Consider the following 14,421-nt stretch of genomic DNA (forward strand, 5'->3'; position numbering starts at 1 on the left):
CGGGTTTTCTCCGGGTGGAGTTCTAGTGGTTCATCACTGTGGTTTTGACTCTTTGGTGGCAACCGGATAGGCGCGACCGAGTTTGGCGCGGGCTTTGTCGGTTGTGAACATCCATTTGATGCGGTCTCGGACTTTGTTTCGCTGCCGTTGCCATGCTGCGATCTCTTTTCGAAGCCTTTTGGGATCGTCGATGCGACGGCCGAGACACTGGCGCTGCAGCACGCTGATCTCGCACTCGACCATATTAAGCCAGCTGGCGTGTTTCGGGGTATAGTGGAACTCGAGGCGGCGCAGGATGCGACGGGCCTCGGCAGGCGCAAATGCCTGATACAGCGCGCCGGCGGTATGGATCGACAGATTGTCCTGCACGACCCGGATGCAGACGGCATCGGGATAGTGGACGTCGACGAGCTCACGCATGCAGTGGGCGTAGTCCACGGCGGCGCGGCGGTCGGTGACCTGGACGTTGCGCCAGCCGCGATGCGGATCGAAGGTGACGAAGAGATTGACGGTGCCGTTGCGGCAATATTCGTAATCGTATCGCTCGCGCTGTCCCGGTTGGGCGGGGATCGGCTGGCGCACCTCGCCGATCAGCTGGACGGGGGTCTCGTCGAAGCAAACCAACGGCCGGTCCGGATCCGGCGTCTCGGCGTAGAGATCGAGCACGTCCTCCATGCGGGCGATGTATTCGCCGTCGACCTGGGGAATGCACCACATCTCCCTGCGCCAGGGCTTGAGATCGTTCTCGGTGAGCTGGCGGCGCACGGTTTCGCTCGACAGGCTGTCGTGATCGGTGAGCTTGACCATCGTGTCGGCCAGCAGTGTCAGCGTCCAGCGTTTGCGGCCAGCTGGCGGCTTGGCGCATGCGGTCGCCACCAGCAGGGCCTCCTCCTTGCCGGTCAGCTTGCGCTCGGCGCCCGGACGCGGCTCCTCGCTCAAGGCCCGCTCCAGATTGCCTTCCACGAAGCGGCGCTTGGTCCGGCCGACAGTGGAGAGGCTGACCCGGACGGTTCGGGCAATCTCTGCGTCAGAACCGTCCCCATCGGCCGCCAGCAAAATCTGAGCCCGTTTGAGTTTGCGGGCGGCATGCTTGCCGCCGCCGAGCATCGCCGTCAGTTCGTCCCGTTCGACTTGGCTCAATTCCACCCGATAACGTACATTCACGCTTCGCCTCCTTGTCGGAGGCCGGGACGAATCCAGCTATGAGTCAAAAATCAGGCGTGCACTTCACCGAGAAACAGGGGCACTATCTCGCTTTCATCCATACCTATTCGTACATGTTCGGACAGCCGCCCGCCGAGGCCGACATCCAGCGCCACTTCCGCGTCAGCCCACCGTCAGTTCACCAGATGATCGTCACCCTCGAACGCAACGGGTTCATTCGTCGCAAGCCTGGCGTCGCACGAAGCATCGAGATCCTCTTGCCACCCGAAAACTTGCCCATCCTCCAATGGCTCGGCATCAAAACGTCAAAATCACGTGTGCTGCAGAAGTTGACGAACGAGGAGAAGTTGAAATGACTTAGCCTAATTGAAGACGAGCTGTGCGATTGATGAGGGTAGGCCCCTCGGGATCGGCTTTCAGGAGCGGGTCTCAAACCACTTCAAGCTGCTGCGGCCAAAATCCGTGGTGGTGAGCGTTGAAGACAAAGCGCGGGGAAGACCCGCGCAGTATGTGTCCGGGAGACGAATGAAAATGAACCCTTCGATCACGCGTCGTTATACTTTCAAGTACCGTCAAAACCAGGGGTGGTGATTCTCCTGCGATAAACCTGTCGGAGGCCTGATGACTGGACAGGTGGCGGTCGGCGTAAAGGGGGCGTGAACCGGATACAGGCGATTGCACGGAACTGCAGGAACCAGTTCTCCGATGCCAAGGGAGAAGCACAAGCGGCCAAAACCGCGAGGCGAGAGTACCGATGCGGATAACTGGGGCGGACCGACCCGTACGAGCGTTGAAAGTCTGTAATGGGACTGGAGCAAAGGGGTCGGGTCAGGCGGTGGCATTCACCGAAACAACTGGAAACAGGATGAACTCGACGAATGCGACAAACAAACCGTTCAACATCGAGAAACGTCTCGTGTACGAGGCGTACAAAGCGGTCAAATCCAACAAGGGCGCGGCCGGAGTGGACAAGCAGACGATCGACGAATTTGAGAAGGCTCTGTCAGGAAATCTGTATAAGATCTGGAATCGAATGAGTTCGGGAAGCTACTTTCCCCCACCGGTGCTCGCCGTCTCCATTCCGAAGAAGACTGGAGGCGAACGGATTTTAGGTGTGCCCACTGTGAGCGACAGAATCGCGCAGATGGTGGTCAAGCAGGTCATTGAGCGTGTGCTGCAGCAGCATAGAAAAGGAGAGTTCGAGATGAACGCCTAGCCATGTGCGTAAGCTGCGCGAAAAGATGGGGGTGGGCCCTCCGGGATCGGCGTTCAGGCGCGGGCCCCAAACCAGTCCAAGCGGCTGCGCTCAAAAGGTGTGGTCGTGAGCGTTGGATCAAAAGTCCGAAGAGAAATTCGGGCAGGTGAGCGTTCGCGAGACGAATGAAAATGAACCCTCGACGACGCGTCGAAAGCTGGTGGACGTTGCTAAAACCAGAGGCGGCTCAATCTTCTGGGATAAGCCTATCGGCAACCTGACTACTGGGTAGGCAGCAACCGGCGTAGAGGGGGCGTGAAGCGGATGCAGGCTTTCGCGTGGAACTGCAGGAACCAGACTCTGGATGCCAAGGGAGAAGCTGAAGCGATCAAAATCGCGAGGCGAGAGTACCGATGCCAAGGTCTGGGGCGGACCGACTCGTAAGAGCGTTGAAGGCTCTGTAATGGGGCCGAAGCAAAGGGGTCGGATCAGGACGGTTGTGATCATGGACCAACTGGAGACAGGATGAATACGACGATCACGACAGACAAGCCGTTTAGCATCGATAAGAGAAGTGTGGTTCGGGCTTATAAAGCGGTTAAATCCAAACGTGGTGCGGCTGGCGTGGACGGGCAGACGCTCGGGGAGTTTGATAAAGATCTGAAGGGCAACCTTTATAAGATCTGGAATCGGATGAGCTCGGGCAGCTACTTTCCTCCGTCAGTGCGTGCAGTCTCTATTCCGAAAAAGGGAGGAGATGGCGAAAGGATTCTGGGTATTCCGACCGTCAGCGATCGCATCGCGCAGATGGTTGTTGCGCAGTACCTTGAACCGATTCTTGATCCAATTTTTCTTCCAGACTCCTATGGTTACAGACCGAAGAAATCGGCCCTGGAAGCCGTGGGTGTTACGCGCGAGCGGTGCTGGAAGTATGATTGGGTTCTTGAATTCGATATCAAAGGACTATTCGACAACATCCCGCACGATCTTTTGCTCAAAGCGGTTCGAAAGCATGTAACGTGCAAATGGGTTCTGCTCTACATCGAAAGATGGCTCAAGGTACCCATGGAAAAGGACGGAGTGTTGATCGAGCGAACTCGCGGTACCCCTCAAGGGGGCGTTGTTAGTCCGATTCTCTCCAATCTTTTCCTGCACTATTGTTTCGACCTCTGGATGACACGGAAATACCCTGACCTCCCATGGTGCCGCTATGCAGATGACGGCCTAGTCCACTGCCGGACTGAGCAGGAAGCGATGGCCCTAAGGGCCGATCTTCAGGTTCGGTTCATGGAGTGCGGGCTGGAGATGCATCCCACCAAGAGCAAGATCGTCTACTGCAAAGACAGCAACCGACGCAGCGAATATTCGAACGTCAGCTTCGACTTTCTCGGGTATCGCTTTCAGCCCCGCCGGGCAGAAAATACACGGAGCAAGCAAGTGTTCTGTAATTTTCTCCCAGCGGTCAGCCCGTCAGCGTTGAAGTCTATGCGTTCGGCGATTCGGGACTTGGACATCCGCCAAAGAACCCAGGTGTCGCTGGCAGACATCGCCCGTGAGATCAATCCGCTCCTTCGAGGGTGGATTGCCTATTACGGACGATACACGCGCTCGGCTCTGGGCCCATTTCTGGCATTCGTCGATCAGACGCTCCGGGCGTGGCTGATGCGGAAGTTCAAGCGCTTTAAGGGACGGAAGACCCGAGCAGGAAAGATCATCGCTCGATTATCTCGAGAATGGAGTGATCTTTTCGCACACTGGAAACTCGGACTACGCGGCTCGTTGGCCTGATGGGAGCCCAGTGAGGGGAGACCCTCACGCTGGGATCTGAGAGAGGCCGGTGGTGAGATTCCGCCGGCCTACTCGCCCGATTCTAGAACCAATCTTTCTTCCAGACTCCTACGGGTACAGGCCGAACAAATCGGCGCTGGATGCTGTAGGGGTCACGCGACAGCGGTCCTGGAAGTATGACTGGGTGTTAGAGTTTGACATCAAGGGTCTGTTCGACAACATCGACCACGATTTGATGCTCCGGGCTGTCCGGAAACACATAACGTGCAACTGGGCTGTGTTGTACATCGAAAGATGGCTCAAGGCGCCCATGATGAAGGAAGACGGAGCCATCATCGAGCGAAGCCGCGGTACCCCGCAAGGGGGAGTGGTCAGCCCGACTCTGGCGAATCTTTTTCTCCATTACGCGTTTGATCTCTGGATGACGAGGACGCACCCCGACCTCCCGTGGTGCCGTTATGCAGATGATGGACTGGTGCACTGCCGTACCGAGCTAGAAGCAGAAACCCTCAAGGTTGAGCTTCAAGCCCGGTTGGCAGAGTGCCATCTGGAGATGCATCCAACGAAAACCAAGATCGTCTACTGCAGAGATGGGAATCGCAAAGGCAACTACCCGAATGTCAGCTTTGACTTCCTCGGATTTTGCTTTCGCTCCCGTCAGGTAATGAATTCCCGAACCAACTCGCTGTTTGGAGGATTTACTCCAGCAGTCAGTCCATCGGCAATGAAGACCATGCGGGAAACGATTCGGGCCTTGAACTTGCGCCGGCAGACACACCTGTCCTTGCAGGACCTAGCCTCAGAGATCAATCCTCTCCTCAGGGGATGGATTGCATACTATGGGCGCTATACTCGGTCGGCACTGTATCCCTTCCTTCGATACGTCAATCAGACGCTCGTGGCGTGGGCGGTGCGGAAGTTCAAGCGCTTCCGCCGCACTAAAGCTGGTGCGAGTCAGTTCTTCCTAAGACTCGTCAAGGAAAGTGCGGAACTCTTTGTGCACTGGCGACTCGGTATGACTGGGACGTTTGCCTGATGGGAGCCGGATGACGGGAGACTGTCATGTCCGGTTCTGCGAGAGCCCCGGGGTGAAATTCCGCGGGGCTACTCCCCTGTGATGAACCACTAGGGTCCAGGCTCAATTGAGCCAATATGCGACGAGGGCGGCGAGATGAACAGCGGCCAAGAAATTCCGAGCGAGCTTGTCATATCGCGTGGCGATGCGCCGGAAGTCCTTGAGCCTGCAAAAGCAGCGTTCGATGACATTTCGGCCTTTGTAGGCGCGTTTGTTGAAGCGATGGATGACGACGCGGTTGGATTTATTGGGGATTACGGGCTTTGCGCCGCGACGAACGATTTCGCCGCGAAGCTTGTCGCCGTCATACCCTTTGTCGGCGAGGAGCGCGCTCATGGGTGGCGCGAGCGCCAGGACATCGGGAGCCGCAGCGATATCGGCATCCTGGCCTGGAGTCAGATGCAGGACGACCGGCCGGCAGAGCGGATCGCTCAGCGCATGGATTTTTGTCGTGCGGCCTCCGCGCGAGCGGCCGATTGCTTGATTGTGCTCCCCCCTTTTCCGCCGGAGGCACACCGATGAGCTTTGATCGAAGTCGAGTCGAGCGACAGCACGACGGCATCTTTGCCAGGCTTGGGGGCTTCAAAGATTGCGCACCATCGTTCGCGCTTGGCCCAGCGATTGAAGCGATTGTAGATCGTCGTGTAAGGACCGTATTCGCGCGGACAATCACGCCATCGCGCACCCGATTGCAGCATGTGAACGATGCCGCTGATGATGCGCCGATCATCGTCCCGATCCGGCCCCGTCAGTCCCGTCGGCAGATGAGGTTCGATACGGGCCCATTGCCTGTCATTCAGCCAAAACAAACCCGCACGCATTCTCTCGCCCCCGAATCAAAAACACAGAGGCAAGAGAATCACGTGGCGCTATTTAGGTACAGACACCTAGTCTTACTGAGTCAGAGTGTCGCGGCGTTTACCGAGAAGAATCATGTATTTGAGAAGACTCATCTTTTCAGCATGCGGAGAGGCTGAGATGGGTCTGGCAAAATCGGGGACGTCGCGTCGCGGTTTTCGGCGTATGTTGAGGGTCTTACGAGCGTGATCGGACACGCAGACCGAGCCAAACCGCTTCGCGATTACTGCACCGGTCTGATGATGCCTTGCGATCGCAAGAGTGTCGAGCCGATGGCGGCCATCACGGCTCCTGAGCGGACAGCAGCGCAGCACCAGTCGTTGTTGCATTTTGTCGGTCAAGGCGACTGGTCGGACCAGCAAGTGTTGGCCAAAGTCCGTGAGTTAGTGCTGCCGAGCATCGAACGCCACGGAGAGATCGAAGCTTGGATCATCGATGATACGGGCTTTCCTAAGAAGGGGCGGCATTCGGTCGGGGTTGCACGGCAATATTGCGGCCAACTGGGCAAGCAAGACAATTGTCAGGTCGCCGTGACCCTTTCGATTGCCAACCATCACGCGAGCCTGCCGGTGGCGTATCGCCTTTATCTACCAAAGGAATGGGCGACCGACCGTCCGCGTCGGCGCAAAGCCGGTGTGCCCAACGAGATCACCTTCAAAACCAAGCCGGCCATCGCGCTTGAGCAATTGCGCTGGGCCTGTGCAGGGGGCTTGCCGCGTGGCGTAGTGCTGATGGACGCCGGCTATGGTACTGATACTGATCTGCGTACGAACATCACAGATCTCGGCTTGAACTATGTGGCCGGCATCCAGCCACAAACGTCCGTATGGCGCCCTGGCACTGGCCGCGGGCGCCGAAGAAGTGGTCGGGGAGCGGACGACCTCCGAAGTTGCTGCGACGTGATGGCAAGTATCAACCGATCTCAGTTAAGAAGCTTGCGATTGGTCTGCCAATGGATGCTTGGCGCAAGATCACGTGGCGTGAGGGGACGGCAGAACGCTTATCCTCGCGCTTTGCCCGTGTGCGCATCCGTGCGGCACATCGAGATTACTGGCTCGCCGAAAGCCGGCCGGAGGAATGGCTGCTGATCGAATGGCCGGAGGGCGAGGAAGCACCCACCAAATATTGGTTCTCGACGCTTCCGGCGAACATTGAATTCCGTCAGCTGGTCGACACCGCCAAGCTGCGCTGGCGCATTGAGCGCGACTACTACGAACTCAAACAGGAGATCGGCCTTGGCCACTTCGAGGGGCGAGGCTGGCGCGGCTTCCACCATCACGCAACGCTGTGCATCGCGGCCTACGGATTCCTGGTCTCCGAGCGGGAGACGATTCCCCCTCAGCAACAGGTTCCGCCGGGCTTTTCAAAGAAATTACAATTCCCGAAACTTATCGCCCGAGGGGGCCGCCATTGCGGCCTGAACGGCACGTTCCAAATTCGATCGCGACCGTTCGGCGAGGATTGAGCGTCGCTCTCGCGTCCACACTATCTCGATGCCCCTGTTGCATCAGGGCAGTCTCACGTCAAAGTAGCTATCGAAATTTGTGACGCAGTAAGACTAGTCGAGCGTTTCCTTGGTTCGAATCATATCAGGCGGCCTCGGCGAGTTTATAGGACCAGGTGTGGATGACCGGATGGCGGTTCACGTCGTCGATGCCGGCCATGATGCGCTGCTTCAGCTCGTGTTTTGATGTCACCTGGATGTGGCGCAACACCGAGCGAGCAAACTTGGAGAAGAAGCCCTCGATCAGGTTGAGCCAAGAGCCGTGCTTGGGGTGAAGGTGAGCTCGAAGCGTCCGACGGGTCGGGCGTTGAGCCAGTCTGTGGTTTCTCTCGATATGTGCGCGGAATGATTGTCGAGGATCAGCTTGATTGCGGTGCCCCTCGGATAAGCGGCATCGAGCAGCTTGAGGAGTTCGATGAACTCTCGGCTGCGATGGCGATCTCTCACGAGCGCATGGACCTTGCCGGTCAGCAGATCGATCCCGGCCAGCAGACTGAGCGTGCCATGACGTTTGTACTCATGATCCCGCGCAAAGGTGGCGTGGACGCCAGGCTCGGGCGGCAAATCAGGCGCCGTCGTTGCGATAGCCTGGATTCCGGCTTTTCATCACAGGAGACGATTGCCACCGGCTTGCCCCTCTTCGATCTGGCAGCGGCTTTTTTCAGAACCTCGACTTCACGATAGACACACAGAACCTCGGCCATCTTCTGTTCGAATTCGGCGTCGCGGTTCTCCAGATAGTAGCGCACCTTGTGCGGCTTGATTTCCTCTTTGCCGAGAATCTTGCACACCGTGCCCTGAACCAAATTGGCCAGACACTTGTGCCCGGCCGCCGGTCCGTGCTCGCGCGCATGGCGTGCCAGCAATCGCGTCGTCCACAATTCATGGGGATAGCCGTGATCCTTGGCCTTGTCGCACGCCAGCGACACCAGCCAGGCCTTGGCCTCCGGCGTGATCGTGGGCTCCTTGCCCGGCCGCGGCCGATCGTCGAGGGCTGCCAGCACCCCGTGGGCCAGCGCCCGTTCGACGCAGCGCTCGACGGTCTGGTGATGGACCCCAAGTCTGCGCCCCACAGCACAGAACGACGGATTGTCCCGGTAGGCCAGCAGCATCTCCGCCCGCGAGACCCGGCTCGATGGCTCGGTTCTCGATCGCGAAAGAGCTGCCAGCGCTTCAATCTCATCGTCGGTCATCGCCAATTCGATCGCTTGCCGCCATCCTGCCATGAAACCGCTCCTCGTTGCGCCAACCGCAACCGAGGAATCCGCCAACACTCAATCAGTTCCAGCGCAGGCTTCTTGGAATCGATCGTCTAGTCTGTCATATCGGCTATGGATTCGGCGCGATCTCGCCCGCGCCATGGGCACTCGGCCATGCCGCCTTCGGATCGGACGACTAAATAATCGAGTCAGATAAATCACTTACGCTCTCGATAGCCAGCCCACTCGGTACAAGCGACGAAATTCGAACACCGGCTCGCATGGCGCTGATTCTCCCGTGGAGAACCGCAAGCTCGTAAGAAACATCATCAGATGTGCGTCAGACCCAAAGTTGGCTCTGACGCAGTTTTGGTGCAGCTCCACCACCTTCAATTCCTGCCAATCCCGTGACGGGACCCCTCACGCTTTCGACACATCCTCAACGCGGTGAGCATGGACCATATTGAAAACTGACCCCTGGAGGCTCGTCGTGTCAGCGCTCTCAAATATCCACCAGCGCTCTTGATCGAGTCCCCCTTTTGTAAGATTGCGGCAAGAGTGGTGCTGGCTTGCCCCTCTCCCATCACCGAACAGGCTTCCTCCCAAGCGTTCTGACTGATGCCAAGCAGCGGCCGAACGAGGCGCGCAGTAGCGATCATATCCCGAGTGGTCCGAATATCGCCGCTGGAATAGTCCAGGAAGTCCGGACAAGCCTCGACGATGAACCGAATGGGGATCATGCTCGTTCCGGTCTTGAAGTTCGGTTCGCCCTCGGCCTGACGCGTCGATAGCGTTTCCGGCTGCGACTCCACGCAATCGTCTAAACGCCGAGTGTCAGTTGCAGTCTCGCCCTGCGCGAGGTGCCGCTGCAGAATCTCAAGGATAGCCGCAGCCAGAACTATGAGTTCGCGAACAAGCGGCTCTAGATCCGCCCGGGATGGAACACGAGGGAGATTACCGACCAGACCACGAAAGTTGCCGTGGATCGCCGACCAATCGGCATCGACCCCTTCCTCCATACCGACCGCGATCATCTTGGCGATATCGCGGCGGACCAGCGTAAATTGCTTCCGTAGCAGATCGAGGACGTGTTGCTCCCTAGCAACGTGATCAGCCAGACAAGCAAACTCATCCGCCCGGGCGACGATCGGACCAAGATCGAAGCCAAAGGCTTGTTCAATGGCGCCGCTTGCACCGCGTCGCGCGTAGCGCTTTCCATTTGGGCTATCGCGCCGCAGAACAAGTCTCGCCTTGACGAGAGTGGCGAGATGACGGCGGAGGGTCGAGGAGGCAACCCCATGCGCTCGTAAGGCCAGTTGACGATTCGATGGATAGACTACGAGGTCGTCGGCGCCCGAGACGAGGACCGCTTCGGGATGAAAGCTCAGAAGGGCATCGAGAACTGCGAGCGCGCGATCGGACACACCGAGTTGAGATCTGACCGCGCAGATGTGTCGAAACACCTGCCATTTGTGGACGAACTTTCCGGGCACGCAAGCTTTGAGCTCCTGCTGCGCTCGAACGACAGCAAGCGATAGGTTACCCGCTCCGAAAGGGGCCATCGGCTTTTGGCCAAGCATCTCCATTTGCAGACTCGTTTCACCAGGAGAGGGGCTTCGACAAGAAGAAAGCACGGCAAAGACCATCTATTATGATTCTTACGAATTATGATTCAATATAATTATCCCGCTGTCGAGAGCGAAGCGCAGAAGGCCGTGCGGATGAACATAAACTTATCGCCGGTCATACTCGCCGTCGCCCCGAATCACTCTCGGAAAGTCAGCTCATGCGTCAAGATGACGTTTGACGCGATTCTTCGTGCGTCGATTCTCCTCTCAAATTGAGTCGCAGCCGCTCGACGCTGGTTGAGGAACAGCAATGTCGATTAGGGAGCCAATCTCGGCAATCGCGCGCTCATTGAACTCAACAGGTCTGCTGCTTGATCTATGCTTCAGGATAGGCCCGAGCACGAATTCTTCGGTCGTGGGCTTCTTCGGGACAATTCGAGTAGGTGCCCTCGCAGACTGGCTCGCAACCGCGTGTTGAGGGATGCAGCCGACGACAATGGCGGCGAGGGTTTTCGTCCATCACTGATCAGGAGAGGACAACCTTCCTCTAATCGCGATGGTCGAAGCGCTGATTCCGGTTTCGCCGGCGAGCCTCTTGAAGGTCGGTTCAAAATCAATAAGAAATTCTGTTTTTGAACTCTGTATGTGGCGCTCAAACTGAGACTCTTTGACGCTCATATTGTTGAAGTGAGTTCCCAGCAGATTGAGCAACCGCTGCATGTCACGCCCGCCAACACTGACGCTCGCGCCGAGATTGGCCGGATCGCCAAGACGATTCAAAGACTACGAGCGATGCGCTCAGAGCTGACTGAGCATTTGGGCTACGAGAAGGGTGATCCCGCCGGCCGGGGCTCAGGCAACAGCCGCAACGGGACGAGCTCGAAGACGATCCTGACGGAGGATGGCGAGATCGAGATTACCGTGCCTCGCGATCGGGCGGGCAGCTTCGAGCCGCAGTTGATCGCCAAGAGGCAGGCCCGGTTCGATGGCTTCGACGACAAGATCCTGAGCCTCTATGCCCGCGGCATGACAGTGCGGGAGATCCAGGGCCACTTGGCCGAGCTCTACGGCGCCGAGGTCTCGCCCGATCTCATCAGCCGGGTGACCGACGCCGTGTACCCGATCGTCTTTTTCGACGCGCTGCGCGTCAAGATCCGCGACGAAGGGCTGATCAAGAACAAGGCAGTCTACGTTGCGCTCGCCTACAACAGCGACGGCGAGAAGGACGTGCTCGGGCTCTGGATCGAGCAGACTGAGGGCGCCAAGTTCTGGCTGCGGGTCGTCAACGAGCTGAAGGCGCGCGGCGTCAACGACATCCTGATTGCCGTGGTCGACGGCCTGAAGGGCTTCCCCGAGGCGATCACATCGGTCTACCCGCAGACGCTGGTGCAGACCTGCATCGTGCACCTGATCCGCAACAGCCTGGCCTTCGTCCCCTGGAAGGACCGCAAGGCGATCCTGCCCTCGATCAAGGCGATCTATCGGGCCGAGAGCGCCGCCGCGGCGGCGCTCTCGCTTGCGGAGTTCGAGGCCGAATGGGGCAAGCGCTATCCCGCCATCGGCCAGATCTGGCGCAATGCGTGGGGGCACGTGGTGCCGTTCTTCGCCTTCGCGCCGGGCATCCGCAAGATCATCTACACGACCAATGCGGTCGAGGCGTTGCATCGCTCGCTGCGCAAGATCATCGGTGAGCCCCTCGAACTACAAATGTGAGCGGCAAACTGAGGCCGTTACACGGTATGCTCCCACGGCATGGGAACCCTGGTTTCGCTGCTTGGCCTGCCGTTGGCGCTGAGTGTCAGGCGAGCCAAGTAACTGGATCGACGTTGTTTCATTTTCACTATTTGCACCAGTGTTGCCATGGTCGTGAGCATCCTCTTCAGACGCACAACGATCAATCAACCGGCTGCCCATGGAATTGGAAGGGGCCGAGCGCGACAGTGACGCTGCTCGCGATCGGCGGATCCTGGCGAGCCAAGGCCTCGACCCGGCCACGCCCCCCCCCCCTGTCGCTCAGCTTCAGCCGCAAGGCGCTCAACTGCCGTTGGCGTGATGATCGCGGTCGCGGTTGGAACAGGGCAACGGGAACCTGGGAATGACCAGGAGTTCGCTTTAACATCTTTCTTGTCGTGACTTGCGCATTCGTCCGGCGGTTCACATGACGCAACTTCGCAAACATACATACGGAATTGTGAGGTTAGGTTTACCTTCGCAACCACTTGTGTGTCGTTTCGCCACATGTTGATTCATGTCCATAGCTTAATGAGTCGCCGGTGAACTAGGCTTTAAGCGATTGAGCGAGCGTCCGTTTTTCGAGGCTTGGAGGCATTCAAGATTGCACGGATTTGGAGCTTGAGTGTCCGTCTGTTAGCCGTCAGGGTCTGTGAGACAAACGGAAGGATTTTGCGGAGGGAGCGAACATGAAACAGAAATCCCAACCGCGCATAGCACCAGCGGAACAAGTTCTAGAAAAAGGACATTCGGCGGCAGACCCGCCGGCATTATTAGGCGGAAGAGAAGATCCGCATTGAGCTGGAAGCAAGCTCCGGGTGCTCACGGTCATTGACATCTTCTCGCCGGCGCCGCGGTTCGCCTTCCGCGGCACCGACGTCGTGGCGGCAAAGGGTTTGCAATGAAGTGGGATTCCCGGCGCTTTGGACTGTCGAGTCGCCTTCCAATTCCATGGGAGCAGGTCGGCGACTCTGTCGACAGGGTAATCTGGAAGTCCGGCCAGCACGTCAGCGAGCCAGGCTTGCGGATCGACGACATTCATCTGTAAGCGCGAATTTCTCCGCACCTTTTGCTTTTGAGTACTCTGATGCATGAGGTGTCCACCCAAATAGGTGGACACCTCACCTTGTGGCAGACGATGATCAGAAACTGCGGGTCAGGCTTGTTGGCCGGAACGGTCGCCGGCGCTACGAGGCGGCATCGAAAGAGCGTCTTGTCACGGCCTGCCTTGAGCCTGGAGTTTCGCTATCGAGACTTGCACTCGAACCTGGGGTCAACACGAACCTCCTTCGGAAGTGGATTAAGAAGCACACCGCGACCAGGTCGCTGCGGCCGTCCTCACGCCCGGCGTTCATCCCGGTTCAAATGGCCGCCGGTGATCCCTGGACGATCCAGACAGGTATCTACGTCAGCATCGAAGAAATAGCCGGCACGCCGTGCCGTTTTAATCAGACTAGGGTTCGCCGGATCAGACTCAAGCTTTCGGCGCAAGCGGAGGATGAGGACATCAACACTTCTATCATAGACCTCTTCTTCGCGCACTCGGCTCGCAATCAAAAGCTGTTCTCTGGATAGAACGTCGCGTGGCTTTTCCAGGAGGGCGACTAGAAGGTTGAACTCACCTGCCGTCAGCGTTACCTCGCCACTCTGTTCGGAAGTAAGTCGACGTTGTTTAACGTTAAGCGTCCAGCCAGCGAAACAAAAACAACGTCGATCTTTTATTCGATGAGTGACGTGTCGCGCACGCAGCGCCACGCGAACACGCGCCAGGAACTCGCGCATTCCGAAAGGCTTGGCAAGGAAGTCAGTAGCTCCGAGCTCCAGTGCAACGACTTTGTCGGCCTCCTCCAGACGATAGCCGCTGATTATGATGATTGGCACATCGGACCTTATGGCCAGATTGCGGACGAGTTCGAGTCCATCCTCACGACCGAGGTTAAGATCAACGACTACGAGATCGACGGGCTCATACAAGAGCACGCGATTGAACTGCTTAATATCGGCTACTGTCGTTACCTTAAGGGCATGCATCGCAAGATAATCTGCGATCAGGTGCCTCATAGGGGCATCGTCATCGATGACAAGGACGTGTTTCAACGACTAAGCCTTCAAGATCGCTTGGCATTCCAGATGGAGGCGCGCGACGGTCAGGATCGTCGCATCAGTGACGAAGCGTGGTGATAATTGCCGCTACGGCCTCTCGCGCGCAAGCGTTTTGTTGAAGGCGAGGCCTGGGAGCGTCAATGAGCAGCAGTTTTGTTGTGACAGGACAGTCGTGCCGCTGTCTGGTACTATGGGGTATTGCGACGGCCGGGCGAGCGGTCGATGAAGCCACGATA

The 14,421-nt window shown here is 57.9% G+C and carries 6 protein-coding genes and 8 pseudogenes; 7 read left to right on the top strand and 7 right to left on the bottom strand.

The features are described from left to right. Nucleotides 1-33 precede the first annotated feature (33 nt). On the bottom strand, nucleotides 34-1,164 hold the full coding sequence (locus tag NLN62_RS52360) for an IS630 family transposase (protein ID WP_254114423.1): 1,131 nt from the start codon (nucleotides 1,162-1,164) through the stop codon (nucleotides 34-36). 38 nt (nucleotides 1,165-1,202) lie between these two features. Here NLN62_RS52360 and NLN62_RS52365 point away from each other — a divergent pair, with 38 nt between their 5' ends. The 4 genes and pseudogenes from NLN62_RS52365 to NLN62_RS52380 form a co-directional block, all read left to right on the top strand. Beyond that, the gene (locus tag NLN62_RS52365) at nucleotides 1,203-1,520 is read left to right on the top strand and encodes a LexA family transcriptional regulator (RefSeq protein ID WP_254106498.1); all 318 of its coding nucleotides are present in this window, start codon (nucleotides 1,203-1,205) and stop codon (nucleotides 1,518-1,520) included. Nucleotides 1,521-2,029: 509 nt separating this feature from the next. Beyond that, nucleotides 2,030-2,332, top strand: a pseudogene (locus tag NLN62_RS52370) (group II intron reverse transcriptase/maturase); the annotation flags it as partial. A 552-nt stretch (nucleotides 2,333-2,884) separates the two neighbouring features. Then, nucleotides 2,885-4,147 (top strand): group II intron reverse transcriptase/maturase, encoded by a 1,263-nt coding sequence (gene ltrA, locus NLN62_RS52375; protein ID WP_254114424.1) that lies wholly within the window; start codon nucleotides 2,885-2,887, stop codon nucleotides 4,145-4,147. Between the two features lie 76 nt (nucleotides 4,148-4,223). After that, nucleotides 4,224-5,183, top strand: a pseudogene (locus tag NLN62_RS52380) (group II intron reverse transcriptase/maturase); the annotation flags it as partial. Nucleotides 5,184-5,285: 102 nt separating this feature from the next. On the opposite strand, the pseudogene NLN62_RS52385 reads toward NLN62_RS52380, so the two are convergent. After that, nucleotides 5,286-6,062 (bottom strand): annotated as a pseudogene (locus tag NLN62_RS52385) (IS5 family transposase). A gap of 152 nt (nucleotides 6,063-6,214) precedes the next feature. On the opposite strand from NLN62_RS52385, the pseudogene NLN62_RS52390 reads away from it, so the two are divergent. Beyond that, nucleotides 6,215-7,612 (top strand): annotated as a pseudogene (locus NLN62_RS52390) (IS701 family transposase). A gap of 57 nt (nucleotides 7,613-7,669) precedes the next feature. Here the strand turns inward: NLN62_RS52390 and NLN62_RS52395 are convergent. The 3 genes and pseudogenes from NLN62_RS52395 to NLN62_RS52405 form a co-directional block, all read right to left on the bottom strand. Then, nucleotides 7,670-8,810 (bottom strand): annotated as a pseudogene (locus NLN62_RS52395) (IS630 family transposase). 362 nt (nucleotides 8,811-9,172) lie between these two features. After that, a complete protein-coding gene (gene repC / locus NLN62_RS52400; RefSeq protein ID WP_254114426.1) occupies nucleotides 9,173-10,369 on the bottom strand; it encodes a plasmid replication protein RepC in 1,197 nt (398 codons plus the stop codon). Nucleotides 10,370-10,870: 501 nt separating this feature from the next. After that, on the bottom strand, nucleotides 10,871-11,131 hold the full coding sequence (locus tag NLN62_RS52405) for a hypothetical protein (protein ID WP_254114484.1): 261 nt from the start codon (nucleotides 11,129-11,131) through the stop codon (nucleotides 10,871-10,873). Here NLN62_RS52405 and NLN62_RS52410 point away from each other — a divergent pair. After that, nucleotides 11,030-12,037, top strand: a pseudogene (locus NLN62_RS52410) (IS256 family transposase); the annotation flags it as partial. The gene NLN62_RS52405 and the pseudogene NLN62_RS52410 sit on opposite strands and share 102 nt — an antisense overlap. A 982-nt stretch (nucleotides 12,038-13,019) precedes the next feature. Here the strand turns inward: NLN62_RS52410 and NLN62_RS52415 are convergent. After that, nucleotides 13,020-13,127 (bottom strand): annotated as a pseudogene (locus tag NLN62_RS52415) (transposase domain-containing protein); the annotation flags it as partial. Between the two features lie 83 nt (nucleotides 13,128-13,210). Between NLN62_RS52415 and NLN62_RS52420 the strand changes: the two are divergent. Then, nucleotides 13,211-13,456, top strand: a pseudogene (locus tag NLN62_RS52420) (transposase); the annotation flags it as partial. Here the strand turns inward: NLN62_RS52420 and NLN62_RS52425 are convergent. Further along, nucleotides 13,421-14,179, bottom strand: coding sequence for a response regulator (locus NLN62_RS52425; protein WP_256576132.1), 759 nt, complete (start codon nucleotides 14,177-14,179; stop codon nucleotides 13,421-13,423). The pseudogene NLN62_RS52420 and the gene NLN62_RS52425 overlap by 36 nt on opposite strands. Nucleotides 14,180-14,421 lie beyond the last annotated feature (242 nt).

Source organism: Bradyrhizobium sp. CCGUVB23 (assembly GCF_024199885.1).
Lineage (GTDB): Bacteria > Pseudomonadota > Alphaproteobacteria > Rhizobiales > Xanthobacteraceae > Bradyrhizobium.